Consider the following 26,256-nt stretch of genomic DNA (forward strand, 5'->3'; position numbering starts at 1 on the left):
GGGTTCGCAACTGGGTAGCCTACCGATCCACGGATCGCGATGGCGTGGGTCCACGTCTCCTGTGATCTGACTATTTCCCGATCTTGCGAATGTCCCGCACGGTGTAGTAAAGAGCGCTCATTTTTGGCGCCTTCCCGGAAGTACTCAGAGGGGCGACGTAGGCAACTCGTATATTTTGAAACGAGCCGCTTCTCCCCAGCCCTTCAAAGTTAGAGGCCACACAATAGTATGCTCGCGCGTTGTAATGAACTATTCCATAGATCGCCTGAGTTGGGTCGATTTTCTCTGGCCTCTCGTTTCCTGTACGCTTGGCAGTTAGGATTGATACCCTTTGTCGGCCAACTACCAGTAAGTCCGGTTGATTCGTGGTGCCGGATGCGTACCCATAGCCGCTTCCTTTATGCTGATAAATCAGTAGCAAATGGCCAGGTATCTCGTCGTCGCTGATGACGGCGTCGCCGGTAAATTCTTGGTACGTTGCCGTTTTGTAGTCTTCTGCCAATACGCAGCTATCGAATACCGACGAGGGTACTTGTGCGATTCCCAAGGGAGAAAGGGCGATGCCAGCGAGCAACGTTAATGTTTGCTTCATAGGTACTCCTTTGCGTGCGTATATTTAATATAATCTGGATTTTGCTTCCAAAAAATTGTTCCGCCGTATGCGGCTGTCGATTGATAAATATAAGTGTATCGCCAGAGTTCCTCTTTTTTTGTTTCGATTTTTCCATTGATATTGATCTTTGTGGTTTTCTCCTTCTTTACTAATCTGGTGGATTCATTGATTCCATAGATATTGTGTAATGGATCTGTAAATTTTATTCCATTTTTTACCTTGAAATGGTTTTTGTAGTTTGATTTAATGTCCGCGCCATCCCAGAAATAGGCTCCGTTCGAATAATCTTTCCCGCCATTCAGCGCATTATTAGCTGCCTTCACCGCGTCCGACATCGAAGAGGATTTTTCTATCTCCAATTCCTTCGATTTCATTAATTTTGCAAACCGTTTATTTCCATCAGTAACAACGTAGGAGAATGATTTTTCCTTTGATGTGAATGCGGAAATGGTATTGTAGCCTCTCGCTTTGCTCTGCCGAACCATGACATTTGCCAGTGCGGCCATTTCCTCAAAGACATCTGCCGTCGAAGACTCACCATAAACAATAGCCGCAAGCAAGCGAGTTTCGGCGTCGAGTTTGTCAGTCATGCGCATTCCTGCCCATTTTTGTCCAGCCACATAACGATGTGAAGATCATGGCCGCCATCCACAGAGATTGTGCGCCCACCATTCATTTTGGTGTTTCTTGCTACTTGCGCACCACTCGCAAACAGATCATAGCGATAGTCTTCAACTGGCTGCCCATCCTCTCCTGTAATTTCGAAATATTGCTCTATAATTTCAGCCGAATCAGTGGAGGCGAGTGAAGCGTAAGATGCCGATTCAGTGTTAACTATTCCTCGGCTGGAGCGATTAACTTCAATCGTGAAATTGGTCTGAGAGTGGATGACGAGCGGCGGTTTTTGGCACTTGCAGTAGACCCTCGCGCCACTGACCAGTATCTGTTTGCCGTGCACATTGAATGCGGGATAACAATCATTCATAACGGGACCGCCAACGCTGCAGACCGGGCAGGTTGCATGGTCACCTTCGACCCCAACCTTGACCCCGTGATGGGTCATGCTTTCGCCCGTGGCAATCAGGATGCCGTTCGTTGTGGTCTTGTCCCCATTGCGCAGGGCATAGCGAGTATCAGGCATTACGCCTCCTTGTCGTCCATGATTTGATCAAAGACTTCGAGCGAGATGAAATGCCATTGCGCAGCGTCGAAGTCATACATTGCCATCTGGTTTATCTCGCAGCCCACCGCCACCTTGCCGGGGATGGCATCGATAGCGCGCGCGACGTGTTGCATTCGCTGACGTTCATCAAGCGCCAGCACTCGGCCATGGGAGTCAGCGTGCGCAAACAATCCAGCGCTCTGCCTCATCCGGTCGTAGCGCCCAAGGTCTTTCTTGTCGATGTTCAGGTCGATGGCGTTCCTGCCAGCGGACGGGACTTTTACCGTGTCGATGGCATATAGGCTCACGAGGCTGCCTTTTTTCCGGGTGACCAAACGCTCGTCACTCGCACCCCAGCCGCAATGCAAGAAGAAATTCAGATTCCCGTTGTTATCTGCAACCATTTCGCGCGGGTCGAACTCATACGCGGGGATGGTGTGGTATTGCTCGCCGGGACTGGAACGAAAGACCGCATCAATGCAGGCATCAAACGGGGAGAGGTAGACAGACATGCCGCTACCCTTGTCCTTTTTTTCATCATCGACGTATTCGCACGATACCCGGCAATAATCCGGCTGGCCTTTCTTTGGCTGATAGCGGACGAGGATGTACAAGTCCGGCGTGGTGTGTAGGACATGCCCGCAAGGGCGGACCGCTGTAGGCTGCGTATTCAAGGCTTGACACTCCTTTAAGAGAATTGACGCCCCAATTCGACGTAACCTATGTTTTCAGAAACGCCGCCCGCTTTCTATAGCGCTACTCCGATTCGAAATGAAGTAATTTGATAACAGGATTTAGAAAGACTAAATACCCGTTCAAGACGCAAGGGCACGCCGGCATCGTTCTCGGCGTCATTGGCGAACGAGTCCCGGATAGCGGTCAGGTCGCATGGGGGAGAGGGATGCCAAGGCAGACGCGGCCTTTCTTTGCTGAACGGCATGATTGCCGCCTAGTCGGCTGCTGAAGCGCTCCCCGCCCAAACAGCATGCTTCATGCCCGTGCTGGTGAGGATCTCTTGTTTTCACAATGCGGAAGCTGCGTGCTCTTGAATCGATGCTTTCAGTCGTTGGGCACTCAATTCCGGCATTCTTTGCTCGTTACTGCAACTGCAGACGGACTTGTCCCAGGGAGCGCATACGTACGGGGTTTTAGGCGGGCCATGCTCAGCACGAACATCTGGTCGACGCGCTTCCGGTCGCCCGCCCACGCCACAAAGCTCAGCGGAGCCCTGCCTCCGCGCTGAAATAGGTCTTCAGCAAGGCGGCTCCGCGCTCGCCGACGCGTGTCTGCCAGACGCCGACCGCGCTCAGCCCGGCGGCTTGCAGGGCCTGTTGCACGGCGGGCGCTGGATTGTCGTCGATGGTCACACCGTTGGTGCGCATTCGGGCGGTGTTCTCGGTCAGGCGGGTATTCAGCCGCGACCATTGTTTGTCTTCGGTCGCTTTGGCGGCGGCGGTCACGGCGTCTCGCTGGGCGGGTGTCAGGGATTGCCAGGCGGCTGCGTTGACGGTCGTAAAAGACAACGGCATGGCGTAGCCGATGGCCGTGAAGTAGGGCAGGTAGTCCCAGAGCTTGCGGCCCGCGCCGCCATCGCCCGACGAAAGCACGGCATTGACCGAGCCATCCTTCAGACGCGGCATGGCATCGGCGAACGACAGGTTCTGCGCCTTTGCCCCCGCGGCGCGCATGACGTCGGCGGACGTTTCGTCATAGGCGCGCACGGACAGCGTGCGCAGATCGTCGAGCGTGCCCACGGGTTTGTGTGTCCAGAGGCCCGTTGGCGGCCAGGGTGTGATGTAGAGCAGGTGCTGGCCCTGCTTCTCGAATGCCTGCGCGTAGTCCGCGCGGGCCAGATCGGCCAGGCGATGGGCCTTGTCCACCGACGTCGCCACGAACGGCAGCGATGACAGCAGGAAAATCGGATCGACCTCGCCCAACGCGCCGCCGAAAGCATCGCCGGCCTGCAGTTTGCCGTCGCGGATGGCGGCTGGCATCTGGGCGGACTTGATGCCCGCGCTGGCGTCGAAGGTCGGCTGCGGCGCCAACGTGCCCTGCGTGCGGGTAGCGACTTCCTGGGCAAACGTGGTCAGTCCTTCGCCGGGCATCGACGTGGCCGGGTACTCGGTAGCCATCTGCCAGACGACGGGCGCGGGCTGCGCGTGTGCGTTGGGTGCGAAGGGTGCGATGAGTACGATGAGTGCGAGTAGGGCGGAGGCTGTGTAGCCAGTGGCAATGGCAAGCGTCAGCGTGGCCAGGGCAAGACGATGGCGAAGAGGATGCATGGCGGGGCGGAGGGTGGGTGGGCAATGTCGGCATGCCGGGCTCCGCCTCTGCGGGCGATGCCGGGTGCCAGTGCATTATAGGCATCGCCATGGGGGGATGCCGCGTGGTTTCCCCGTCCCCCGTCCCCGTCCCGTACCGGGCGCACCGATCGGGCAAGCGCGGCCTATCGCTTCAACGATGCCTGAAGACTGAGCAGGTTCTGCGGCAACACACGGATCAGGCCGCCGCGCGGGCTGTCGATGTCCGAGATCAGCGCCAGTGACAGCGACACGGTGAACGGAAGCACCAGCATCAGGATGATCTTGGCGCTTTCAGATCGGGCGCCGTAGCCCTGCATCATGCTGCTGAAAAAGGCGATGACGATCATCAGGCCCCAGGCCGAGGCCGGAATCCGGTTGATCCACGCGGCCTCGGCGTAGCCTTGGCTGTTGATAACGTCGTTCATGCCGGACACCACCAGGCCCGTGATCGGCGTGGGTTTCGCGCGTGCCGCCGAGCGCATCAGCTTCCACATCTCGTCCTCGATCTGCGAGGTGGCCGCTTCGATTTCCTGCATTTGAGCGCTGTCGCGCGTGCGGTAGTAGAGAATGCGCTGGTCCAGGTATCGGACCAGAAGCGCCTTGACCTGTTCGGCTTCCGGCCCCTCGATCAGGTCCGCCCGCAGATATTCGGTGCCGATCGCATTCGCTTCTTCTTCCTCAAGGTTCTTGCGCTGATCGTACCGTCCCACGGCCATCGACAGCGTGAATCCGATCAGCAGGGCCAGCAGGGTCAGCGTGGCGCCCTGGACGATGCCGAAGTCGTCCTTGACTTCGGCAGGGAGTGGCCGGATCCGGCGCAGCACCAGCGCGCCAAGTGCGGTGGCCGACGACATGACCACCAGCATGACAACGAAAAGGATGGCGGGATGATTGATGAGCGGGTTCATGGGAATCTCTGCTCGTCGCATCGACGTCGCGCGGTTGCGGGAGCCCTACTTTGGCACGATCCGGGCGTTCTGGCGCGGCTCTTGGTTCTCTTTCATGCGTTTGAATGTGGCGTACCGAACGCGGACGAGCCCGGCCGCCCTATCAATCAATCAGTTTCCCGTTAGCGTCGAAGAACGGATGCAGCGCGCCATAGTCGCCGCTGGTGGCAAGGTGCGTCACCATCCCGTGCGCGGGATGCCACCAATGCAACAGGTACCCCGGCGGCTCCATGCGGAAGCGCGACGCGGCCTGGGGATCGAGGTCGAGGGCAACCTGATGCGCGGGCCCCGGCGCGGTCATGGCGATGGTGCCACCGAAGCGGCGCGTGATATGGCGGTGCAGATGGCCGCAGACCACGCGCTCCACTTGCGGGTGCCGCGCGATGACCGCCTCGAACGCCGGCGCGTTCTCCAGGCCCTGGTCGTCCATATGGCCAATGCCGGTGTGGAACGGCGGGTGGTGCAGCATCACCAGCGTCGGTTGCTTCGGTGCCGCCGCCAGTGTGGCATCGAGCCAGGCCAGCCCGGCATCTTCGGCCCGGCCCCCCGGTTTGCCCGGTACGGTGCAATCGAAACCGACCAGCCGCAGCGGTCCGGCGTCGATGGCGTAGTGCACCGGGGCGTCGCCATCGCCATGCGCGAACAGGTAGTCGTGATCGGCGAACACGGCACGCAGCGACGGACGATGATCGTGATTGCCGGGCAGCAGCCTGACCGGCATAGGCAGGGGCTGCAGGAGATCGCGCAGGAAGCGGTACTCCGATTCGCTGCCGAAATCCACCAGATCGCCGGTGACGATGACGATGTCGGGCAGTTGCGGCGCGGCGAGCAGGGTGTCGATGGCGGTGCGCAACGCGCCGGCGGTATCGACCCGGCGGTACGACAGCTTGCCGCCCGCCTTGATATGGAGATCGGTCAGTTGCGCGACCAGATAGGGAGCGGCGTTCATGCTGTCTGTCCAGGTCGTGCGGGTCATGCCGCTTCGTGAAGCGTGATCAGGTGATCCGTGTCGATCCGCAGGCCGACACGTTCACCGGCCCGCCATGCATCGCGGCGGGCGGTTTCGACAACCATCGGCTGGCCGGTCCCCACGTCCACCAGCAGGCGGGTGTGGTTGCCAAGAAAGAGCGCGGTGACGATGGTGCCTTCCACATGGGCTTGATCGGCCTGAACCAGCGCCACGTCCTCGGGGCGGAACATCAGGCGTGCCTGCGCTGAGACCGGGGCGTCGTTCGAGGGGGCCATCGGCACCGTACCGCCCGGCACGCGCCAGCGTCTGGCTTCGGCCACGGCGGGCAGATGGTTCATCGTGCCAATGAAGTCGGCCACGAAGGCATTCGCGGGCGAGCGGTAGATCTCCTGCGGCGTGCCGGCCTGCGCAATGCGGCCCTTGTCCATCACGATGATGCGGTCGCCCAGCGCCATGGCTTCGGCCTGGTCATGCGTCACATAGACGGCCGTGATGTGCAGACTGCGTAAAAGCTGGTTGATGTCGGCACGCAGCGCGTCACGCAGCTTGGCGTCGAGCGCGGTGAGCGGCTCATCCAGCAGCAGCACGCGGGGCTGCACGGCGATGGCGCGTGCCAGCGCCACGCGCTGGCGCTGGCCGCCGGAGAGCTGGTCGACGCGCCGGTCAGCGAATGGCTCCAGGTGCATCATCGCCAGCATGTCATTGACGCGGCGCTTGCGCGTGGCCGAATCAGTACGACGCACCCGCAGGCCGTACGCGATGTTCTCGGCCACAGTCATGTTCGGGAACAGCGCGTAATTCTGGAACACCATGCCGACGCCGCGCTGTTCGATTGGCTGGTCGGTAACGGCGGTGTCCCCGAACCAGACTTCGCCCCCGGCATCGGGTTGCTCCAGGCCGGCGATGATGCGCAGCGTGGTGGTCTTGCCACAACCCGACGGGCCGAGCAGCACCACGGTTTCCCCCGCGCCGATATCGAGGTCGAGCGGCTGCAGGGCGGTCGTCCCATCGGCAAAGGTTTTGGCGCAGTGGCGCAGGCGGATGGCGGTGGGCTCATGCATGGCGGGTCTCGGCGGATTGGGGTACGGCAGTCACCGGCAGGTCGGCGGTGGCTTCAGGTTGGGGAGCGTGGCGGCGCGCACGCGCTCCCAGCGCGCTCAGCGCCTGCATGAACACCAGCAGCGGAATGATCATCACGAAGAAGACGATGGTGTAGGCCGAGCCGATTTCCAGCCGCATGGACGCGTAGCTGTCGGCCAGCCCAACCGGGAGCGTTTGCGTGGTGGGCGTATGGAGCATCCACGTCAGGTTGAATTCGCCCACCGACAACGTCACCACCATCAGCGCGCCGGCCAGGATGCCCTGGCGGCAATTTGGCAGCACCACCGTGAAGAAGCGCTGCAGGCGCGTGGCGCCCAGGCTGGCGGCAGCATCCTCGAGCGTGCGGATGTCAATGGCGGAGAGAATCGCCAGCACCGATCGGACCATGAACGGCAGCGTGAACAGCACATGTCCGATCAGAATGAACACCCAGCTCGTCCGCAGTGCCTGCCAGCCGCCGTACAGCAGGATCAAGCCCAGCGCAGTGGCCAGCCCGGGCACGGCGACGGGCAGCATCAGCAGTTCCTCGATCAGCCGGGTCACGCGGTTGCGCCGCAGCGCCATGTAGTACGCGGCCGGCACACCGATCACGAGCGTGCAGGCCAGACAAGCCAGCGCGATACCCAGCGAAAGAAAGATCGTGTTGCGGTAGAGCGACCAGACTTCGACCAGCCAGCGGGTAGTCAGGCCGCTGGATAGGCCGACGAAGATGTTGTTGGTCAGGCCGGCCAGCACAGACAGCACCACGGGCACCGTCATGAACGCGCAGACCGCGAGTGTGAGTGCCAGTTGCAGCCAATAGGCGGCGCGGCGGGGTTTAGAGATCATCGGGCATCCTCGGCAGGCCTCTTAGGCGGTAGCGGCGACCGCATCGCCGGAGTACCAGCGGGCCAGCGCCAGCAGCATCCAGGTGACAGCACCAAGCAGGATCGACAGGGCGGCGGCCATGCCGAAGTTCGCGTAGTTGGTGAACTCGTTGTAGATCGTCAGCGGCAGCACGTCGAGCTGGGTGGCCAGCGTGAAGGCTGTGCCGAACGCGCCCATGCTGGTGGCGAAGCAGATCGCGCCGCTCGACAGCATGGCCGGCATCAGCGCGGGCAGCATCACGTCGCGCACCACATGCCAGCGGCTGGCGCCGAGCGATCGCGCCGCTTCCTCCAGCGAGGTGTCGAGCTTGTCGACGGCGGCCATCACCGTCAGGATCACGCGCGGAATCGAGAAATACAGGTAGCCAACGAACAGGCCGGCGAGTCCATAGGCGAAGGTCCAGCGTTCGCCGGTCAGCGCATCGCCAATCGAAGCCAGCAGGCCGTTGCGGCCCCCAAGCATGATGACCATGAAGCCGATCACCACGCCTGGGAAGGCCAGCGGAAACGTCAGCATTGCCACCAGCACTGGTTTGCACGGCACCGGATGGCGTTGCAGGAACGTGCCCGATATGCCGGCGATCACCAGCGTCGCCAGCGTGACCAGCGCCGAGAGCAGCACGGTCACCATCAGGCTGTGCAGGTAGCGGCCGCTGGTCAGCACGGTCCAGTAGACCCCCGCGCCGTCCTTGCCGGTCAGGCTGACTTCGATCAGCCGTGCCATCGGCAGGCAGAAGAACGCCAGGAACACGACGAGCGCGGGCAGCGCGAACAGGAAGAGGGCGGGGGATCGTCTGGTCATGATGGAGTCTGGCGGCGCCTGGATCAGCGGACTTCCTTCAGGTACTGCTCGCTGAAGGCCTTCTGCACCTGAGCCATCTTGCCGAAGTCGACCGGCTTGGCGCGAGCGTACTCGGCGGCGGGCAGGAAGCGCGACTGCACGTCCTTCGGCATCGGCACGTTACGCACCGGACGAAGGTAGGCGTTGGCCCACAGCGCCTGGCCCTGGTCGGACAGCACGAAATCAAGCACCTTGCGGCCTTCGGCGGCATGGGGCGCGTTGTTGACCAGGCTCATCACGTAGGGCACCACCAGCGTGCCTTCCTTCGGAATCACGAACGCCACGTTGGCGTGATCCTTGTACTTGGCGCGATAGGCGTTGAAGTCATAGTCGAGCAGGATGGGAATCTCGCCGGACAGCACGCGCGCATAGGCAGTCTGCTTCGGCACGATCGGCTGGTTCTTCTGCAGATCGCGGAAGTACTTGAAGGCCGGGCCAAAGTTGCCCAGCGTGCCACCCATTGCCTGGTTCACCGCCACGGCGCCCACATAGCCGACGAAGGCGCTGGCCGGGTCGAGGTAGCCGATCAGGCCCTTGTACTCGGGCTTGAGCAAGTCAGCCCACGACTGCGGCACGGGCTTGCCACGCAGTGCGTCGACGTTGACCATGAACCCGAGCGTGCCGGAGTGGATCGCGAACCAGTTGCCCTGCGGGTCCTTGAGGCCGTCGGGAATGTCGTTCCAGTTGGCCGGCTTGTACCCTTGTGTCACGCCGTCGGCCTTGGCCTGGATGCCAAACGTCACGCCCAGGTAGGTCACGTCGGCCACCGGGCTGGCGCGCTCGGCAACCAGCTGCGCCAGCGACTGGCCGGAGTTCTTGTTGTCGAGTGGCACGGTGATGCCGGTCTTTTCCTTGATCGCGCGGATCTGCGCGGCCCAGTCGGCCCATTCGGGCGGGCAGTTGTAGCAGATGGCGGTTTGCGCGGCCACGCCCTGGCTGAAGGCCGCGGCGGTTGCGGTGATGGCCAGCCAGCGCAGCGGACGGCGCCAGAAGGATTGCGTCGACATGTGAAGCTCCCTGGTTGAAGGTTGAGACGGCAAGTGGTGCGTATGGCGCTTGTTGGCAGGTTTTATCGCGGCGCGCTGACGGTACCGTCAAGGCGCAGCATGTGTGGCAGCAGGAAAGCGCCTTCCGCTGCGTCATCGTGGTTCAGGTTGCGATGCTGGAGCCGTTGCAGAAGCTGGTGAACGGCTTGCGCGCCGATCTCGGCGTTCGGCTGCATGACGGTGGCCAGCGGCGGCTCCACCAGCGCGCCAAGTGCGATGCCGTCATAGCCGAGCACGGATACGTCGCCCGGCACGCGGCGGCCCAGCCGCTTGAGATCGGAAATCACGCCGATCGCCAGCAGGTCGTTGGTGCAGAAGAATGCGGTGGGGGCGTCGGCACGCGTCATCAGTTCACGAATCTGCGTGGCATTGCTGGCCGTGTGTGACGGCAGGCAGACCGGGGCGAGCGGCGTCAAATCATGCGCGCGCATCGCGTCCTCATAGCCCGCGAAGCGCTGCCGCGCGCGATCGGAGGCCATGAAGGCGCCGGAGATCACGGCGATGCGCTGGTGGCCCGCGGTGATCAGCGCCTTGACGCCCTCGCATGCACTGGCGCGGTTGTCGACGGACACCGAGTGCCGGCCTGGAACCGATACCTGGTTATAGGCCAGCACGTAGGGCACCGACTCCTTGTCGAGCTGGTCGAGAACAAGGCTCTGGGCGGCATCCGCAACGGTCAGCACCATGCCGTCGACACGATGACGGAGCAGATACTCGATCCGCTCGCGCTCGCGCTCGGTGTCGTAACCGCTCGTCACAAGCATCAGCGAGTAGCCCGCGACCATCGCCGATTCCTCGATGCCGCGCCAGCATTCGGCGAATACCGCGTTTTCCAGCGTGGGTAGCATGACGCCGAGAATGCGGGTCTGCTGCGCGCGCAGCTTGGCGCCGAGCAGGTTGGGGCGGAACGACAGCCGCTGCGCGGCCTCGTGAACGCGGTTGGCGGTGGTTTCCCTGACGAGCTGCGGATGGCTGAACACACGCGAGGCGGTGGCCAGCGATACCTTCGCCGCGAGGGCGACGTCGGCCAGTGTCACACCGTGGCCGGGCTCGGCGGAGGCAACGCTTTGCGACAACACGGTTCGGCGGGACGTCGGCATGGGCTTCCTCGTCGGGGGTTGGGGGCACGCAGCGATGAAAACGTTTTCATTGAAGCGCCGAAAAATCAGGCGTCAAGGTTTTCCGTTGCTGCGATGCCGCATCGTCGATGCGATTCGCCCGGGCCCTGCGCCTGTCATGAGGGCGAATTCTGGGATGCGTGTGTGACCGGGCGATGACAGGCCCAGGCGGAAAGCTCTCGTAACAGACTCGGTACCTTTGGCCGTCAACCAACCGCATCGTCCAGGCGTCAAACCGGCATTCCCATCTGTATCTGTCATAGAAGAGGGTGTCCTCATGGTTAACCCCAAGTCGAACGCGCGGAAGTGGCAGCGCCTGCTGGCGCTGCTGGCCACGGCAACGTTCCTGGCGGCCTGCGCCCAGACGCCGCCATCGGGGGCGACGCAGCCCGGTAGCCTGTCGTCGGCCGACCTGCGCTGGCTGAACACGGTCAGCTTCGGCGCTGACCAGGCCAGCGTGCAGCGCCTCCAGGCGATCGGACGTGAGCGTTATCTGGAAGAGCAGTTGCACACGCCGCTGGCAGACCCGCAACCGGTGGCGGTGGCAATCGCGGCGTTGCCCGTCAGCCAGGGCGACGCCGTGCAGCGCCAGCAGGCCGTGCGCGCCGAGCGGGAGCGCATCAACACGCTTACCGACGAAACCGAGAAACAGCAGGCGCGTCAGGCGATCAACCGCCAGACGCGGGAGCTTGTGCTCGACACCGAGCGTCGTCATCTGCTGCGCGCGTTGTACTCGCCCGGCCAGTTGCGCGAGCAGATGACCTGGTTCTGGATGAACCACTTCAGCGTCTATGCGGCCAAGGGGCAGGTCGGGTCGATGCTGCCCGAGTACGAAGAGCGTGCGATCCGTCCGCATGCGCTGGGCAAGTTCCGGGACCTGGTGATGGCGACGGTGACCTCGCCGGCCATGCTGGTGTATCTGGATAACGCGCAGAGCGCGGCCAATCGTATCAACGAGAACTACGCGCGCGAGCTGATGGAGTTGCACACGCTGGGTATATCGGGCGGGCCCAGCGGCTCGCGCTATACGCAGCAGGACGTGCAGGAGCTGGCACGCGTGCTGACCGGGCTGGGCGTGAACCTGCGCGGAGAGCCGCCGAAGCTAGGGCCGGCGCGCGCGGCCATGTATCGCGGCGAGGGGCTGTTCGAGTTCAATCCGAATCGCCATGATTTCGGTTCCAAGGTGCTGCTGGGCCAGCGCATCGAACCCACCGGCTACAGCGAGGTGGAGCGGGCCGTGACCATTCTGTCGCGCGATCCGGCCACGGCGCGGTTCATCTCGGCGAAGCTGGCCACGTACTTCGTGTCCGATGCTCCGCCGCAAGCATTGGTCGACCGGATGGCCGCCACGTTCACGCGTACCGACGGCGATATTGGTGCGGTGCTGCGGACGATGCTGCTGTCGAAGGAGTTCGACAGTGCCGCGGCCCACGGCGCGCGCAAGTTCAAGGACCCGATGGTTTTTGTGGTCTCGTCGATGCGCCTGGCCTATGACGGGCGGCCGGTGACCAATCTGCGTCCGGTGATCAACTGGCTCAATCAGTTGGGCGAACCGCTGTACGGGCACGTGACGCCGGACGGCTACCCGGCCGCTGAAAGCGCGTGGGCCAGTTCGGGCCAACTGGTGCGGCGCTTCGAGATCGCGCGGACCATCGGCAATGGCCCGGCGGGCCTGTTCACTGGCGAGGATGGCCAACCCACGCAGCGGCGTGGTTTTCCGATGCCGAATAGCCGCATGTTCTACGACACGATCGAAGCCACGCTGGGCCCCGCCACGCGCGGCGCACTGGCGCAGGCTGGGTCTCAGCAGGAATGGAATGCGGTATTGCTGAGTTCGCCCGAATGGATGCAACGTTGAATGCGCAAGGAGCATGTCATGAATCGACGTGATTGGCTCAGGACCCTGGGTGGCGCGGGGCTGGCCCTGACGCTGCCGACGATGTCGTCGCGCGTGTTCGCGCTGCCTGCGCAGGCCGATGCGCGCTTCCTGCTGGTGTTCCTGCGCGGTGGCTACGATGCGGCCAACGTTCTGGTGCCGGCGGGCAGCGATTTCTACTATGCGTCGCGGCCGACGATCGCCATCAAGCGTCCGGTGGCCGACGGCGCGTCGCCCGATCCGGCTGCGGCGCTGCCGCTGTCGGCGGACGGTTGGGCGCTGCATCCGGTACTGGGCACGACGATGTTGCCGCTGTGGCAGCGCCAGCAACTGGCGTTTATCCCGTTCGCGGGGACCAGTGACATGTCGCGCAGCCACTTCGAGACGCAGGATGGTATCGAAGCCGGACTGGCGGGTGATGGGCACGGCGGCGGCATGCCACGCGGGAGCGGTTTCCTGAATCGCCTGGCGCAGTCGATGGGTGGTCAGGCGGCTCCGGTCGCGTTTACCGATGGCTTGCCGATGGTGATGTCGGGCGCGCTCAGCGTGCCAAACGTGTCGCTGAAGGGCACCGGGCGCACACCATTTGACGCGCGCCAGACCCAGATGCTGGCGCAGATGTACAAGGGAACACGTTTCGAGTCGCTGATTGCCGAGGGCTTCGAGCTGCGCCAGACGGTTGCCGAGCAGGCCGAGGCGATGCGCAAGCACGAGGCCGCGATGCGCAGCGCGGAGGGTGAGTCGATGTCGGGTCGCATGGAGGAAATGCAGGCGGCCAACCGCCGCGCGCTGAGTGCCCGTGGCTTCGAGCAGGAAGCCCGCCGCATGGCCGGGCTGATGCGCGATAAATTCAATATCGGCTTCATCGATGTGGGCGGCTGGGACACCCACGTCAATCAAGGGGGCGCGCAGGGCCAACTGGCGAACCTGCTCGATAACCTGGGGCGCGGCATTGCCGGATTCGCCGAAGAGATCGGCCCGACCTGGCGCAATACGACGGTGGTGGCGATCTCGGAGTTCGGCCGAACGTTCCGCGAGAACGGCACGCGCGGCACCGACCACGGTCATGGCACGGTGTACTGGGTGGCAGGCGGCAATGTACGGGGTGGCCGCATCGTCGGCGAGCAGGTCGCGGTGACGCAGGCCTCGCTCAATCAGAACCGGGACTATCCCGTGCTGAACGACTACCGCGCTGTGCTGGGGGGTGTCTTCCGTCGTCTGTATGGCCTGGACGATGCGCGTCTGGCGCAGGTGTTTCCGGGGACGCGCTCGCGGGATATCGGTCTGGTGTAGCGCTGCGGGTGTGCTGGCATACGTAGTGGCAGCCGGGGGGCAGGGGGTGCGAAAGTAGGGGGTGATGCCCCCGTCAAGTAGGGTGTGTTGTGGCTCAAGTGGCGGTGGAGTTATGCCGATAGCTGCGGTGGGAGCGGACTCTTCCGATCGCAAGATCCGCATGAACCAACGCCAGTTTGAGTGCAAGCCTTGTCGCCACCATGACGCCAACCATCGCCGATTGCCTCGAACAAAGGTACCTGCGACCGGTTTTCCAGCCGATCGGGTCGCTCGCCACTGGCGACATCCTCGGGTATGAGGCACTGATACGCGGCCCGGTGGGCACGCCGCTGGAGAATCCTGTCGCCCTGTTCGCGGAAGCCGCCAGGGCGGGGGCGCTGGTGCGCATGGAGCGGCTAGCCGCGCGCACCGCGATTGCCGCATTCATGCAGGCGCGCTTGCCCGGCAAGCTATTCCTGAATTACAGCGCGGACTCCCTGCGTGATATCGAGGACACGCGGGAGGATGTGCGCAACTTCCTGCTGCGCGTGGACATGCCTTCGGACCGCATCGTGCTGGAGCTGACCGAGCAGGCACCACTGGGGCCGCTGGAATCGCTGACCAAGGCCGTTTTCTCGATCCGCGCGCGCGGCGCGCAGTTCGCGCTCGACGACTACGGCACCGGCCATGCCAACCTGGGCCAGTGGATCGCGATGAAGCCCGATTACGTGAAGATCGCCCGCGTCGTCATCGACGGCATTGCCACGTCGACGTTCCAGCTCGAAGCCGTGCGCGCGCTGTGCAAGCTGGCGAAGCTCAGTGGCACGAAGCTGGTGGCTGAGGGCATCGAGCGCGTGGACGATCTGCTCGTGTGCCGCGAACTCGGTATCGACTATGCGCAGGGTTACCTGTTGGCACGTCCCGCCGAGGTGCCGGCGCTGACGTTGTCGGAGGAGGCGCTGCGCGCGTTGCGCGCGGCGCCCTGAGTCACCAGCGTCTGGGTCAGTGCGTCGTAGCCGGCGCGGTATCTGGCTGGGGCGACTGAGCCGGCTCGCCGGCCACCGAAGGTGCCACTGGCGGTACGGGCGAGACCGCTGGCACGGGCGGTGCCGATGCCGAGATGGAGGACGCGGCCGGGGCGGCCGGGGCGCTTGCGGAAGACGACGGTGGCGTGGCTTCCACCACTTCACCCGGGTCGAGTGCCATGCCGCCGTCGGCGATTGCCGCCGATGCGCTGGCCGGTGGCAAGGCGTCGTTATCGGTCTCCGGCAGTGCCGGGCGGCGCGGCGCCGGACGTGGAACGGGCGCGGCCTCTTCCTTCTTGCCGGCGCCGAACAGCTTCTGGTACCAGCCCTTGATCTGATCGGTAATCGCGGAGTACCAGGTCTTCTCGTCGGATTCCGCGAAGCGCACGCGCGGGTCGATGATCCGCGCACGCAGGGCCCGCTGATAGAAGTCACCGACGATCGGCAGCGCGCTATGTGCGCCCTGGCCCCAGTAGTCGCTACGTAGCGTCACGCGGCTGTCGTTGAAGCCGACCCATGCGCCGGCCACGAGCTGGGGATGCATCAGGATGAACCAGCCGTCGGCATTGTCCTGGGTGGTGCCGGTCTTGCCGGCCACGTCGGCACGGATGCCGAAGCGGGTGCGGATCGCCGTGCCGGTGCCGCGGTCGATCACGTCGCGCATCACGTCGACGAGCGTTTCGTTGGCCGAGGTCGACAGCGCGCGTTGCGGTGACGGCTCGCGGAACTGCGCCAGCACATTGCCTTGCTGGTCCTCGATCCGCGTGACCATGGTCGGCGCGAGGTATTGCCCGCCATTGGCGATGGTGCCGTAGGCGCTGACCATTTCCTTGAGCGTTACCGGACTCGTGCCCAGCGCCAGCGATGGCACGGCTTCGAGCTTGCTGTCGCGCACGCCCATCGCACGGGCCAGTTGCGCCACGCGGTCCGCGCCAATCGTCTGCACCAGTTGGGCGGTGATCGTGTTCTTCGAGTAGACCAGACCGTCACGCAGGCTCAGCGCGCGGCCCGTGGGTGGCGATTCATCGGTGGGGCGCCAGATTTCGCCACCGGCCAGCTTGATCTCGACCGGCTGGTCGATAAAGGTCTCGTCGGGACTCTGCCCGCGCGCGAACGCGGCGCCATAGACGAAAGGCTTGAACGTGGAACCGGGCTGGCGACGCGCCTGGGCCACGTGGTCGAACGCGTCGACGGTGAAGTCGCGGCTGCCGACCCAGGCCTTGATTTCACCGGTTGTCGGGTCCATCGCCATGAAGCCGGCCTGCACGCGCGTCTTCTGCTCGCGCAGCGCCTGCATGAAGGGGCGATCGGCCATCAGGCGCTTCAGCGCGTCTTCCTCGCTCTGGCCGCCAGCCACCGCGGCGCGGAACTCCGGCGTTTCGCGCACGAATGCCTGCACCAGACCCCGGCTCTCGGACCATCCCGCGCGCGGTGCCCAGGCAGCGTTGGCGATCGATTGCAGTTGGTTGCCCTGGCGCGTCAGTGCCTGCGTGGCCATGGTCTGCAGGCGCGAATCGATCGTCGTATGGATGACCAGGCCGTCGGTATAGAGGTTGTAGTCGTTGCGGTCAGCCCAGGTGATCAGCCATTTGCGCAGTTGCTGGGCGAAGTGGGGCGCGGGGCCGGGTGCCTCGATCTGGCGCTCGAAGTCGATGCGCAGTGGCCGCTTCTTCAGCGTCTCGAAGCGGGCCGGGTCGAGCTTGCCGCGTTTCACCATCTGGGCCAGCACCGTGTTGCGGCGATCCAGCGCGCGCTCGGGGTTCAGCACCGGGTTGTAGTAGCTGTTGCCCTTGAGCATCCCGATCAGCGTCGCGGCTTCCAGCACGTCGAGCTTGTCGGCGGACTTGTCGAAGTACGTGCGCGCGGCCATCTCGATGCCGAACGCGTTGTACAGGAACGGCACCGTGTTGAGGTAGGTCTCGAGGATCTCGTCCTTCGAGTAAAGCGCTTCGATCTTCAGGGCCGTGATCGCTTCCTTGAGCTTGCGCGTCAGCGTGGGCGCGCGGCCGATCTCGTCCGGGTAGCGGTTGCGCGCCAGCTGCTGCGTGAGCGTGGAGCCGCCCTGGCGGTCGCCCGAGAACGTATGCAGGGCGGCCGAGGCGGTGCGCCGCCAGTCGAGCCCGTGGTGTTGGTAGAAGCGGTGGTCCTCGGTGGCGATCAGCGCGTCGACCACATTGGGCGAGATCTCGGAAAGCTTGACCCAGTCGCGGTTGGCCCAGCGGTAGACCGCGATCTCCTTGCCGTCGGCCGACAGCACCTGCGCGGGCTGTTCGGACTTGGCCTTGCGGATGTCGCTGATGCCCGGCGTGAACGGGATCAGCAACAGGATATAGAGCAGCACCAGCGCCGGGATGGCGGCCACCGCCAGCACGACCTCGCGCCGCGTGGGACGGCGCAAATGCTGACGGATCAGCGACAGGCGTGAAGCGATGAAGGTCTTGATGGAATCCAGGCGCATTGACACAGGCACCTCAGTCCCGTTGCGCGCTGTCATCGGGGCGTCAAATGCCGTTCTCGGAAAAGTGTGAATGCTACCAAATTGTGGGCAGGGAAAACCCGGATCACGCATCGTCTGAAAGCACAACCCTCTATGAGGGTGGATTCCTGATATGGCAATAACTCGGGTTACGACACAAGAATTTCATACTGAATCGGAATAATTGCGATGCGCCCCCATCGGTCGCCGCTCGACGGCGTTGTGTTGCAAGCACTTTCCGGACGACTGCGGAGCGGGGAAGCATCTCAATGTCTTAAACAAAACAGAGAAATTTACAGTGAAGAAAGCTCTATTTGCCTTGGCGGCTGCGGGTACGTGCGCCCTGTCCGGCGTTGCATCGGCACAAACCGCCTCGAACGTGACCCTGTACGGCATCGCCGACGCAGGTATTGAATTCGCTACCCATTCCCCGGGTGGCAACGGTGGTACCGCGGTGCGCGTGAGCTCGGGCAACATGTCCGGTTCGCGCTGGGGCCTGCGTGGCGTGGAAGACCTGGGCGGTGGCCTGAAGGGGATCTTCACGCTCGAGTCGGGCTTTGACATCGACACCGGTTTGTCCGGCCAGAGCAGCCGACTGTTCGGTCGCCAGGCCTTTGTGGGCCTGCAGGGCGGCTTCGGTGCAGTGACCCTGGGTCGCCAGCAGAACGCGCTGTATGACCTGTTCGGTGCCTACGACCCGATGGGCGTGGGTCCGAAGTACTCGCTGAACTCGGTTGACTCGGGCTTCAATGGCCGCGCCGACAACTCGCTCAAGTACACCGGCAAGTTCGGTGGCCTGACCGGCACCGGGTACTACAGCACGGGTGCCAACAATAACGGCGAAGTGCCGGGCAACTACAAGGCTGGTCGCGCATTCGGCGCCGGCCTGGCCTACACCGCCGGCGCCTTCTCGGTCGGCACCGCCTATGACCAGACTCAGAGCGGCACGCCGGCCATCTCGGACCGCGCCATCAAGCGTCTGGCCGTGGGTACGTCCTACGACTTTGGCCCGGCCAAGGTGTTCGCCGGCTATCGCTGGATGCGTGACGATGGCGTGGCCACGGCAGCTACTGCCGCCGCGCGCAACAATGTCTACTGGCTCGGCGGCCTGTACCGCGTGACCCCGGCCCTGTCCCTGACTGGTGCCGCGTACTACACTGATGCGCATGAGAGCAACAACGATTCGTGGATGTTCGTGCTGTCGGCCGATTACGCTTTCTCGAAGCGCACCGATGCCTACCTGAACGTGGGTTACGTGACCAACAAGGGCGCATCGAACCTGGGCCTCAACGGTGCTGGCACGGCTATCGCCGGTGCCAACCAGACCGGTGCCATCGCAGGTATCCGTCACCGCTTCTAAGCAACCACGATCCGGCTAAAGGGAGGCACCGACAGGCGGGGCCTTTCCCCCCGTCCTGCCGGATAAAAAAACGCCCCTGGACCGACTTGGCGGCCCAGGGGCGTTCTTCATTTTCAGCGGGGGCTTTTACTGGGCGGGGGGCAGCGCGGCGCGCGCATCATGATCGCGCAGGCGCTCCAGCGCTCGTGTCAGGCGGGCGCCTTCCTCCACGTCTGTGGTCGTGTGCAGCGTTTGCACCGCGTGCAGCAACTGTTTCTTGTCGGTCGCATTCATCTTGCCAACGGCTTCCATCGCTTCGAGTTCTTTGTCCACGCGCTTGCCAAGCTTGCGTACGAATTCGGGATCGAGCTGCCCCTGACTGGCACTGTGGGCAATGTGATAGATCAGGGCGGCCAGCCCCTCTGGAGTTGTCTCGGTCACGGCAACGGCATCGCGTTTCATACGTACTCTCCGGGAAGCAGGTTGTTTCATTCTAGCGAGTGGATGGCGCCACGATAACGGACGCCACAGAAATAAGCGTGGATCTGATCCACGTGTGCGGTATCAGGCTCGGCAGCGTCTTATTTCCGAAATATTGCATCGTCAGAATGTCATCCGTTGTTGGCCCGCTGAATAAGTCGGGAATCCAGATGCGACCGGAGGGGTTGCCGCGGGCCGACTTCGCTATCGCCGGTATCTTCCATGGAGGCCCGCAGAGGCACCAGGATGGGCGGGTGGCGAATTGACGCTAAATACGCGGGGCATGGAGCCGTCTTTCGAGACGGCTCTATTTGTTTCCGGACCGCCACAACCGGCTCGGCACTCTCTTTTCAGGGCGTTGCCAACGCCACTTGCCAGCGTCTTCTTGTCTACCCGCTGTAGGAGATAGGCCGATGGCGGCGCCCGAGTACCGCTATTTAAACTGGCCGCGTATTGTTCTTTTGCACATCCAGGAGGGACACACCATGTCCAGACTCATCTTGATCCTGATGCTGCCGATCTGCCTTGCCGGTTGCGTGTCGTTCAGCAGCAGCGATCCCAGTCCTCCACAGAAGACCACCGTGGTGACACCGGCCCCGGGTACCACGACAACGATCTGCAGTCCGGCGCCGTGCTAGTGGCCTAGCGCGCGGGCTGCGCAATCTGCCGGACCTGTCGCATGACACCGTCGGCGAACAGCACGGGACCAAGAATCGGGATGCCGGCCGCGCGCAAGGCGTCGGCGGTCCAGGTATTGCACGTATAGAAGCCGTCATAGTCAGCCGTGGCGCCGAAGTAGAGGCCGCCTGGATAGGGGCCCTCTCCAAGGCTGATCGGCGCGCCGGCATCGTCGGTCTGCACGGCGTTGCCCAGGAATTCCCGTAGCCGTTCCATGCCGGGCTCGCCGACGTCGAGCCGCACCACGTTGTCCGTGCCGAATGCTGCGGCCGGCGTATCGCGCAGGACCGTCAGCAGGATGGCGCCTGCGCCTGGGAGCAGCGCCGACAGCAGCGTCATCGGGCCGCGCTCGCGACTGAGCAGGTAGTGTCGATCGCCAAAGCCGAAGCACAGGTAATGCGAGCCCTCGTACCCGACCACCAGCCGCATCAGGTGCGTATCCGCATCCTCGGTGCGGATGCAGACGTCGGTGTGCCAGTCGCGCTCGACCACGTCGATGGTGGTGGCCGGGTCATTCGCAGCAGGGGTTTCGGTGGAGGTGGCGCAGCCCGACAGCAGCGTGATCAGCGCGGCGATTGCCACGCGGGCGCAAGGGCGAGCCAGCCCCGCGCGCTTCATTGGCTCAGGCCATCCCGCCCACATGCATCCCCCAGCCCGCCAGCGCGCAACCCGTCACCACGGCCCACGGTGGCACGCGCCACACGGTCAGCGCAGCCAGCGCGAGCAGTGCCAGCGCGAAATCGGCGGGGGCATGGATCGCGCTGGTCCAGACCGGCTGATAGAGCGCGGACAGCAGCAGGCCCACCACGGCCGCGTTGACACCCGCGAGCGCCGCACGCGTGCCCGCGTGGCGGCGCAACCGCTCCCAGAACGGCAGGGCGCCAAGGACCAGCAGGAAGGACGGCGCGAAAATCGCCAACAGGCACACGATGCCGCCGATCCAGCCAGTCGGCGCGGGACCACCGGCTGCGCCGAGGAACGCCGCGAACGTGAACAGGGGGCCCGGCACTGCCTGCGTTGCGCCATAGCCGGCCAGGAAGGTGTCGTTGTCGACCCAGCCTGTGGGTACCACTGCCGCCTGCAGCAGCGGCAGTACCACGTGTCCGCCGCCGAACACCAGCGCGCCGGCACGGTAGAACGCATCGACCAGCGCCAGGGCATGGTTCGGAATCATGCTGGCAACCACGGGCAGGCCGGCCAGCAGTCCCGCGAACAGCAGCAGGAATCCGATTGCCGCGCCATGCCCGACGGGTATCGACAGCGGTTCGTGTGGCGGGACCTGTGCGGTGCGGAAGCGCTGCGCGCCGACCATCCCGGCGACCACCATCACACCGACCTGGCACCACGGCGAAGGGATCAGTGTCACGGCTACGGCGGCGAGAATCATCAGCGTGATGCGCGGAGCGTCGGGGCACAGCGAGCGTGCCATGCCCCAGACCGCCTGCGCGACCACCGCCACCGCCGCCACCTTGAGCCCGTGCAGCGCGCTCGGTGGCACCAGATTGCCGTAGTGCGACAGGCCCAGCGCGAACAGGATCAATGCGATTGCCGATGGCAATGTGAAGCCGACCCACGCGGCCAGCGCGCCGGGGTAGCCGGCCCGCGACAGACCGACCACCATGCCTACCTGGCTGCTGGCCGGGCCGGGCAGGAACTGGCATAGCGCGACGATATCGGAATAAGCGTGTTCGCTGAGCCAGCGACGGCGCGTGACGAAGGCGTCGCGGAAGTAGCCCAGATGGGCGATCGGTCCGCCAAAGGAGGTGAGACCGAGCCGCAGGAAGACAAGGAAGACCTCCCAGGCGCTTTGGCTGGCGCGATGGGTTTCGGTGGCGCGGAGCGTGCTCATGCCGGATGCTGGTTCTGACGATTTCCCGTCATTGTGGGCCAATGCCGATCAATACATGCCATTGAGGCGGATGGCAGCCACCAGTCCACTGCCGTCGCCATCCTGACGGTTGGCGAACTCCAGCGCGAGCCCATGCAGCACGGCCACGCGGCGCGCGATCGAAATCCCGAGTCCGTTACCTTGCTCCTGCTGGCCTGCGGCGCGGAAGAAGCGGTCGCCGAGCCGCCGCAGCAGTTCCGGTGCCACGCCCGGTCCACGATCGGACACGGTAATCCGGTCCGGTTCGAACGCCAGCGTCACCACCGTGCCAGCCGGACTATAGCGGATGGCGTTGTCCACCAGATTACGAAGCATCGTGCCGAGCAGTGTCGGGTCGCCGTTGACAGGTAGCGGTTGCTGGCCTGCCGGGGGCCACAGCACTTCCATGTCGACGTTGCGCCGTTCGGACAGCAGCAGGCAATCCGACAGCACCTGCCGCGACACCTCTCGCCAGTCCACCGGGCCACGCGTGGGCGGCGCCTCTTCGTCCTCGAGCCTGCTCATCGTCAACAGTTGCGAGACCAGCCGGCTCATACCGTCGATGCCGGCCTCGACGTTGGCGGCGGCGCGGGAGCGCTCGGTCGGATCGTCGGAGCGGCGAGCGACTTCCCACTGGGCCTTCAGGGCCGCCAGCGGCGTGCGCAGTTCGTGCGCGGCATCGGCGGTCAGGCGGCGTTCATGCTCGAGCAGCGCCGTCGCGCGGCTCAGCAGCTTGTTCATTTCCGTGACCAGCGGCACGAGTTCGCGCGGCACCTCATGCAGTGTCAGCGGGGTGGGATCGCCCGGCACGCGCGCGGCAATGGCCTGCGACAGCGTAAGCACGGGATGCAGGGCGCGGCTCACGCCCCAGAGCAGCAGCGTGGTCAGCAGCGGCAGGCCAAAGACCCAGGGCAATACCTGCGCCTGCAGGTACGCGACGATCAGTTCGCCACGCTCGGCCTTGACCTGACCGACGCATACGCGCCAGCCTTGTGCCGGGTCGTTCAGGTAGTAGAGCCGCCAGGGCACGCCGTCGATCTTGCGCTCGGTGAACCCCTGGACGTCGGGCAGCCGGGGCAGGTGATCGCCGTCCGGGTCGATGTGCAGGGGCTCCCCGTCGGGGCGCCATGCGGCGATCGCCAGATCACCAAGCCCGGCCGACCCCTCGTCGCCCAGATCGGCATCTCCGGGGATCGGCCCGTTCCCCGACGGCGGCGCCGGCGAGCTTTGCGTATGCACGCGCGGCAGCAGGGCCTGCATCTGCTGGGCCATGCGGACCATCGCGGTGTCATAGAGCTCGTTGATTTCTTCCTGGGCGCTCAGGTAGATCAATGCGCTGGTCAGTACCCATGCAAACGCCACGGCGGCCAGGACGGCCAGGATCAGCCGCCGCCGCAGCGTCATGCGCGATCCCCGCCCTCGGGTTCCGAGGTGCCGATCTCGATCGCCTCGAGCGTGCCCAGGGTGTAGCCGGCGCCGCGCAGCGTGCGCACGATGCCGGGATGGAGCTTCTTGCGCAGGTGATGGATGTGGACTTCCAGCGTGTTGCTTTCGGAGCCCTTGTCCCAGTCATAGAGCTTGTCGCGCAGGAATTCGCGCGTCAGCACGCGGTTGGGGTAGGTCAGCAACAGTTCCAGCAGCATGGATTCCCGGCTGGTCAGGTCCACGGCCTTGCCGTGCCAGAGCGCCAGGCGCGCAGCGGGCTGGTATTCGAGCGGGCCATGGCGCCAGACGGGCTCGGGCATCCCGGCCGCACGGCGGGTGACCGCGCGAAGGCGGGCCGCCAGCTCGTCCAGTTCCACTGGCTTGACCAGGTAGTCATCGGCGCCGGCGTCTAGCCCGGAGATCCGGCTGGCCACGGCATCGCGCGCGGTCAGCACCACGACCGGCATCTGCCGGCCCTGCTGGCGCCAACGGCCGAGCAACGCCACGCCATCGTCGTCTGGCAGACCAAGGTCCAGCACCACTGCGTCGTAGTGCATCATGCCAATGGCACGGTCCGCTTCAGCGGCAGTGCCAAACCAGTCCACGGCATGACCTATCAGTTTCAGGCCGCGCTGGAGCCCGTCGCCGAGCATCGGGTCGTCTTCAACAATCAGGATTCGCATCTTATAGTGACTGAAACGGCTGTTTGAGATAGTGGCACCAATCGCGCCGTAAGGTCCATATCAGCCGGTGGAAAGCGTAGCATCGCAGGCTGTGTGTCGCATTATTAATCTGACGTTAACGTTTCTCTCATAATCTGCGCGCTATTTTTAGCCGGTGTCATCGCGAGCGCCGGCTGTTCTGGGCATGGCGTCGCGCCAGAGATTTCCCTGATAGCCCACCTTTCCATCCCTCCCTTTCATGCCGCAACCCACCTCTCAGCAACGCGCGTCCGTCGCATCCTCGCAGTCGACCCAAGGGGCGGTCGGCTGGTCGGCCGCCACAGGCTGGGTCGCGCTGTTCGTCGCCGTGGCCCTGGTGGTCTGGTTCGTCTCGCTGGACATGCGCCATCTGGTCGGGCCCGACGAAGGGCGCTATGCGGAGATTTCGCGCGAGATGTTCGCCTCGGGTGACTGGGTGACGATTCGTTATAACGCGCTGAAGTATTTCGAGAAGCCGCCATTCCATATGTGGGTGACGGTGGTGGGCTACGAACTGTTCGGGCTGGGCGAGTGGCAGGCACGGCTGGCCGTGGCGCTGTCCGGGTTGCTCGGCATCGGCGTGTCGATGATGGCCGCGCGTCGCTGGTTCGGCGCGCGTGCCGCGGCCTTCACCGGCCTTGCCCTGCTGGCCGCGCCGATGTGGAGCGTGGCGGCCCATTTCAATACGCTCGACATGACCCTGGCGGGCGTGATGTCCTGCGTGCTTGCCTTCATGCTGATGGGCCAGCATCCGGACGCCTCCGTGGCGGCGCGGCGCGGCTGGATGGTCGCCTGCTGGGCCGCGATGGGCGTGGCCATCCTGACCAAGGGGCTGGTGGGCATCGCGCTCCCGGGGCTGGTGCTGGTGGTCTATACGATGGTGACGCGGGATTGGGGCCTCTGGCGCCGCCTGCATCTGGCGCTGGGCGTCGTGGTGATGCTCGTGATCACGGTACCGTGGTTCTATCTGGTATCGGTCCGTAACCCCGAATTTCCGAACTTCTTCTTTATTCACGAGCACTGGCAGCGCTACACGTCGAATATCCACTCGCGCTCGGGCTCGGTTTTCTACTTCCTGCCGCTGGTCATCGGCGGGTTCCTGCCGTGGGCGGGCATCTTCCCGAAGCTGTGGACCGCCATGCGCGCGCCGGTCGAAGGCACGCAGGCACGCTTCCGTCCGGCGCTGATGGCCGGCATCTGGGCCATCGCGATCTTCGTGTTCTTCAGCATTTCCCGCTCGAAGCTGCCGGGCTATATCGTGCCGGTCATCCCCGCGCTGGGCATTCTCGCCGGGGTGGCGCTCGATCGCCTGAGCCCGCGTAGCTGGGGCAAGCAACTCATCGGCATGGCCATCGTGGCGGCTTGCGGGCTGCTGGCCAGTCCCGTGGTGGCCACGCTCAATGCCAACCACATCCCCAATTCGTTCTACCGCGCCTACGCAGTCTGGGTGGCCGTGGCCTTTGTCGTGATGCTGCTGGGCATCGCGGCGGCCCGCCTGTTGCTGCGCCGTGGCGTGCTGCCCAGCGTGGCGGTCTACGCGATGGGCATGTACCTGGGCTTCACCGTGGCGCTGCTTGGCCACGAGACGGTCGGCCGCCCGGCGTCGGGCGCCGATATCGCGCCGCAGATCGCGCAGAAGCTGACGCCGGAGATGCCGCTCTACGGCGTGCAGATGCTCGACCATACGTTGCCGTTCTACCTGCGTCATCCGCTGACGATGGTGGGGCAAGCCGACGAACTGACGTTTGGCGCGACGGTGGAGCCGCAGCGCGTGGTGCCCGATGTCGACAGTTTCACCAAGCTCTGGAAGAACGGCCAGCCGGCCATGGCCGTGATGTCCCCGGACACCTATCTGGCGCTCGCGCCGACCTTGTCGATGTACGTGGTGGCGCGTGACTGGCGTCGCGTGGTGGTGGCGAACGTGGCATCGCTTGCCGGGCCCCAGTAAAACCTGCTCCGAATAACTCCCCGGCTGGCTTCAGGTCGGTCACTATCAATTTGGTTTCATATATATCCATGCAGCAGAAGCGAGTCCTGATTCTTGGCATCAACGGCTTCATCGGCCACCATCTGACGCGCCGCATCCTGGAAACGACGCAATGGGAGGTCTACGGCATGGATATGTCGTCGGACCGCCTGGGCGATCTGGT

25 protein-coding genes are annotated in these 26,256 nt (G+C 64.2%); 7 read left to right on the forward strand and 18 right to left on the reverse strand.

Going from position 1 to position 26,256, the window contains the following annotated elements; all coding sequences use genetic code 11:
- Positions 1-70 precede the first annotated feature (70 nt).
- The 12 genes from RN01_RS01290 to RN01_RS01345 all read right to left on the reverse strand — a co-directional run bounded on the left by RN01_RS01290 (position 71) and on the right by RN01_RS01345 (position 10,949).
- Positions 71-592, reverse strand: coding sequence for a hypothetical protein (locus tag RN01_RS01290; protein WP_017515179.1), 522 nt, complete (start codon positions 590-592; stop codon positions 71-73).
- Positions 589-1,203, reverse strand: a complete 615-nt coding sequence (locus RN01_RS01295; protein WP_024570196.1) for a hypothetical protein — start codon at positions 1,201-1,203, stop codon at positions 589-591. The genes RN01_RS01290 and RN01_RS01295 overlap by 4 nt, the downstream gene beginning before the upstream one ends.
- On the reverse strand, positions 1,200-1,754 hold the full coding sequence (locus tag RN01_RS01300) for a PAAR domain-containing protein (protein ID WP_017514007.1): 555 nt from the start codon (positions 1,752-1,754) through the stop codon (positions 1,200-1,202). The genes RN01_RS01295 and RN01_RS01300 overlap by 4 nt, the downstream gene beginning before the upstream one ends.
- Positions 1,754-2,449, reverse strand: coding sequence for a hypothetical protein (locus tag RN01_RS01305; RefSeq protein WP_017514006.1), 696 nt, complete (start codon positions 2,447-2,449; stop codon positions 1,754-1,756). Before RN01_RS01305 ends, RN01_RS01300 begins: the two co-directional genes overlap by 1 nt.
- Before the next feature lie 543 nt (positions 2,450-2,992).
- Positions 2,993-4,057: a TRAP transporter substrate-binding protein gene (locus RN01_RS01310; protein WP_017514005.1), complete on the reverse strand. Its 1,065-nt coding sequence runs from the start codon at positions 4,055-4,057 to the stop codon at positions 2,993-2,995.
- A 164-nt stretch (positions 4,058-4,221) separates the two neighbouring features.
- Complete coding sequence (locus tag RN01_RS01315) at positions 4,222-4,986, reverse strand: hypothetical protein (protein ID WP_017514004.1); 765 nt, start codon at positions 4,984-4,986, stop codon at positions 4,222-4,224.
- Between the two features lie 142 nt (positions 4,987-5,128).
- Positions 5,129-5,974 carry a phosphodiesterase gene (locus RN01_RS01320; RefSeq protein ID WP_024570197.1) on the reverse strand — a complete coding sequence of 282 codons (846 nt, stop codon included), beginning with the start codon at positions 5,972-5,974 and terminating at the stop codon, positions 5,129-5,131.
- A 23-nt stretch (positions 5,975-5,997) separates the two neighbouring features.
- Entirely contained in the window at positions 5,998-7,056 is a 1,059-nt protein-coding gene (locus tag RN01_RS01325) for an ABC transporter ATP-binding protein (protein WP_017514002.1), read from the reverse strand.
- Positions 7,049-7,924, reverse strand: coding sequence for an ABC transporter permease (locus tag RN01_RS01330; RefSeq protein WP_024570198.1), 876 nt, complete (start codon positions 7,922-7,924; stop codon positions 7,049-7,051). Before RN01_RS01330 ends, RN01_RS01325 begins: the two co-directional genes overlap by 8 nt.
- A gap of 21 nt (positions 7,925-7,945) precedes the next feature.
- Positions 7,946-8,764 carry an ABC transporter permease gene (locus tag RN01_RS01335; RefSeq protein WP_017515700.1) on the reverse strand — a complete coding sequence of 273 codons (819 nt, stop codon included), beginning with the start codon at positions 8,762-8,764 and terminating at the stop codon, positions 7,946-7,948.
- A gap of 23 nt (positions 8,765-8,787) precedes the next feature.
- A complete protein-coding gene (locus RN01_RS01340) occupies positions 8,788-9,810 on the reverse strand; it encodes an ABC transporter substrate-binding protein (RefSeq protein WP_024570199.1) in 1,023 nt (340 codons plus the stop codon).
- A gap of 62 nt (positions 9,811-9,872) precedes the next feature.
- Entirely contained in the window at positions 9,873-10,949 is a 1,077-nt protein-coding gene (locus RN01_RS01345; protein ID WP_017514941.1) for a substrate-binding domain-containing protein, read from the reverse strand.
- Between the two features lie 295 nt (positions 10,950-11,244).
- Here RN01_RS01345 and RN01_RS01350 point away from each other — a divergent pair, with 295 nt between their 5' ends.
- The 3 genes from RN01_RS01350 (at position 11,245) to RN01_RS01360 (ending at position 15,101) form a co-directional block, all read left to right on the forward strand.
- Positions 11,245-12,825, forward strand: a complete 1,581-nt coding sequence (locus tag RN01_RS01350; RefSeq protein WP_017514942.1) for a DUF1800 domain-containing protein — start codon at positions 11,245-11,247, stop codon at positions 12,823-12,825.
- An 18-nt stretch (positions 12,826-12,843) separates the two neighbouring features.
- Positions 12,844-14,136 carry a DUF1501 domain-containing protein gene (locus RN01_RS01355; RefSeq protein ID WP_024570200.1) on the forward strand — a complete coding sequence of 431 codons (1,293 nt, stop codon included), beginning with the start codon at positions 12,844-12,846 and terminating at the stop codon, positions 14,134-14,136.
- Positions 14,137-14,336: 200 nt separating this feature from the next.
- Positions 14,337-15,101 carry an EAL domain-containing protein gene (locus RN01_RS01360; RefSeq protein ID WP_017512943.1) on the forward strand — a complete coding sequence of 255 codons (765 nt, stop codon included), beginning with the start codon at positions 14,337-14,339 and terminating at the stop codon, positions 15,099-15,101.
- Between the two features lie 16 nt (positions 15,102-15,117).
- On the opposite strand, the gene RN01_RS01365 is transcribed toward RN01_RS01360, so the two are convergent.
- Positions 15,118-17,598 carry a penicillin-binding protein 1A gene (locus RN01_RS01365; RefSeq protein ID WP_017512944.1) on the reverse strand — a complete coding sequence of 827 codons (2,481 nt, stop codon included), beginning with the start codon at positions 17,596-17,598 and terminating at the stop codon, positions 15,118-15,120.
- A gap of 316 nt (positions 17,599-17,914) precedes the next feature.
- Here RN01_RS01365 and RN01_RS01370 point away from each other — a divergent pair, with 316 nt between their 5' ends.
- The gene (locus tag RN01_RS01370) at positions 17,915-18,976 is read left to right on the forward strand and encodes a porin (RefSeq protein WP_011519260.1); all 1,062 of its coding nucleotides are present in this window, start codon (positions 17,915-17,917) and stop codon (positions 18,974-18,976) included.
- A 126-nt stretch (positions 18,977-19,102) separates the two neighbouring features.
- Here RN01_RS01370 and RN01_RS01375 read toward each other — a convergent pair whose 3' ends face one another.
- Complete coding sequence (locus tag RN01_RS01375) at positions 19,103-19,417, reverse strand: hypothetical protein (protein ID WP_017512945.1); 315 nt, start codon at positions 19,415-19,417, stop codon at positions 19,103-19,105.
- Between the two features lie 503 nt (positions 19,418-19,920).
- Here RN01_RS01375 and RN01_RS33695 point away from each other — a divergent pair.
- Positions 19,921-20,073 (forward strand): hypothetical protein, encoded by a 153-nt coding sequence (locus RN01_RS33695; RefSeq protein ID WP_156149769.1) that lies wholly within the window; start codon positions 19,921-19,923, stop codon positions 20,071-20,073.
- Between the two features lie 4 nt (positions 20,074-20,077).
- Here the strand turns inward: RN01_RS33695 and RN01_RS01390 are convergent, their stop codons facing one another.
- From RN01_RS01390 to RN01_RS01405, 4 genes are read right to left on the reverse strand one after another with little or no spacing between them, the layout of a single operon-like run.
- Positions 20,078-20,731: a DUF2459 domain-containing protein gene (locus tag RN01_RS01390; RefSeq protein ID WP_017512948.1), complete on the reverse strand. Its 654-nt coding sequence runs from the start codon at positions 20,729-20,731 to the stop codon at positions 20,078-20,080.
- A gap of 4 nt (positions 20,732-20,735) precedes the next feature.
- Entirely contained in the window at positions 20,736-21,962 is a 1,227-nt protein-coding gene (gene chrA / locus RN01_RS01395; protein ID WP_017512949.1) for a chromate efflux transporter, read from the reverse strand.
- A 48-nt stretch (positions 21,963-22,010) separates the two neighbouring features.
- Positions 22,011-23,384, reverse strand: coding sequence for an ATP-binding protein (locus RN01_RS01400; protein WP_024570201.1), 1,374 nt, complete (start codon positions 23,382-23,384; stop codon positions 22,011-22,013).
- Positions 23,381-24,088: a response regulator gene (locus tag RN01_RS01405; RefSeq protein WP_011519254.1), complete on the reverse strand. Its 708-nt coding sequence runs from the start codon at positions 24,086-24,088 to the stop codon at positions 23,381-23,383. The genes RN01_RS01400 and RN01_RS01405 overlap by 4 nt, the downstream gene beginning before the upstream one ends.
- A 238-nt stretch (positions 24,089-24,326) precedes the next feature.
- Between RN01_RS01405 and RN01_RS01410 the strand changes: the two genes are divergently transcribed.
- Together RN01_RS01410 and RN01_RS33700 are read left to right on the forward strand one after the other, a co-directional pair.
- Positions 24,327-26,054, forward strand: a complete 1,728-nt coding sequence (locus RN01_RS01410; RefSeq protein ID WP_017515375.1) for a glycosyltransferase family 39 protein — start codon at positions 24,327-24,329, stop codon at positions 26,052-26,054.
- A 68-nt stretch (positions 26,055-26,122) separates the two neighbouring features.
- The coding region (locus RN01_RS33700) for an NAD-dependent epimerase/dehydratase family protein (protein WP_156149770.1) at positions 26,123-26,256 on the forward strand (134 nt) is incomplete at its 3' end.

The sequence above is a fragment of the Cupriavidus sp. SHE genome (assembly GCF_000812445.1).
Classification (GTDB): Bacteria; Pseudomonadota; Gammaproteobacteria; order Burkholderiales; family Burkholderiaceae; genus Cupriavidus; species Cupriavidus metallidurans.

Coding starts and splice junctions, on each gene's coding strand:
- RN01_RS01315 (WP_017514004.1), bottom strand. CDS start 4,986: ATGAACCCGCTCATCAATCATCCCGCCATCCTTTTCGTTGTCATGCTG.
- RN01_RS01290 (WP_017515179.1), bottom strand. CDS start 592: ATGAAGCAAACATTAACGTTGCTCGCTGGCATCGCCCTTTCTCCCTTG.
- RN01_RS01330 (WP_024570198.1), bottom strand. CDS start 7,924: ATGATCTCTAAACCCCGCCGCGCCGCCTATTGGCTGCAACTGGCACTC.
- RN01_RS01375 (WP_017512945.1), bottom strand. CDS start 19,417: ATGAAACGCGATGCCGTTGCCGTGACCGAGACAACTCCAGAGGGGCTG.
- RN01_RS01300 (WP_017514007.1), bottom strand. CDS start 1,754: ATGCCTGATACTCGCTATGCCCTGCGCAATGGGGACAAGACCACAACG.
- RN01_RS01335 (WP_017515700.1), bottom strand. CDS start 8,764: ATGACCAGACGATCCCCCGCCCTCTTCCTGTTCGCGCTGCCCGCGCTC.
- RN01_RS01350 (WP_017514942.1), top strand. CDS start 11,245: ATGGTTAACCCCAAGTCGAACGCGCGGAAGTGGCAGCGCCTGCTGGCG.
- chrA (WP_017512949.1), bottom strand. CDS start 21,962: ATGAGCACGCTCCGCGCCACCGAAACCCATCGCGCCAGCCAAAGCGCC.
- RN01_RS01405 (WP_011519254.1), bottom strand. CDS start 24,088: ATGCGAATCCTGATTGTTGAAGACGACCCGATGCTCGGCGACGGGCTC.
- RN01_RS01390 (WP_017512948.1), bottom strand. CDS start 20,731: ATGAAGCGCGCGGGGCTGGCTCGCCCTTGCGCCCGCGTGGCAATCGCC.
- RN01_RS01295 (WP_024570196.1), bottom strand. CDS start 1,203: ATGACTGACAAACTCGACGCCGAAACTCGCTTGCTTGCGGCTATTGTT.
- RN01_RS01340 (WP_024570199.1), bottom strand. CDS start 9,810: ATGTCGACGCAATCCTTCTGGCGCCGTCCGCTGCGCTGGCTGGCCATC.
- RN01_RS33695 (WP_156149769.1), top strand. CDS start 19,921: ATGTCCAGACTCATCTTGATCCTGATGCTGCCGATCTGCCTTGCCGGT.
- RN01_RS01400 (WP_024570201.1), bottom strand. CDS start 23,384: ATGACGCTGCGGCGGCGGCTGATCCTGGCCGTCCTGGCCGCCGTGGCG.
- RN01_RS01345 (WP_017514941.1), bottom strand. CDS start 10,949: ATGCCGACGTCCCGCCGAACCGTGTTGTCGCAAAGCGTTGCCTCCGCC.
- RN01_RS01310 (WP_017514005.1), bottom strand. CDS start 4,057: ATGCATCCTCTTCGCCATCGTCTTGCCCTGGCCACGCTGACGCTTGCC.
- RN01_RS01410 (WP_017515375.1), top strand. CDS start 24,327: ATGCCGCAACCCACCTCTCAGCAACGCGCGTCCGTCGCATCCTCGCAG.
- RN01_RS01325 (WP_017514002.1), bottom strand. CDS start 7,056: ATGCATGAGCCCACCGCCATCCGCCTGCGCCACTGCGCCAAAACCTTT.
- RN01_RS01320 (WP_024570197.1), bottom strand. CDS start 5,974: ATGAACGCCGCTCCCTATCTGGTCGCGCAACTGACCGATCTCCATATC.
- RN01_RS01355 (WP_024570200.1), top strand. CDS start 12,844: ATGAATCGACGTGATTGGCTCAGGACCCTGGGTGGCGCGGGGCTGGCC.
- RN01_RS01360 (WP_017512943.1), top strand. CDS start 14,337: ATGACGCCAACCATCGCCGATTGCCTCGAACAAAGGTACCTGCGACCG.
- RN01_RS01365 (WP_017512944.1), bottom strand. CDS start 17,598: ATGCGCCTGGATTCCATCAAGACCTTCATCGCTTCACGCCTGTCGCTG.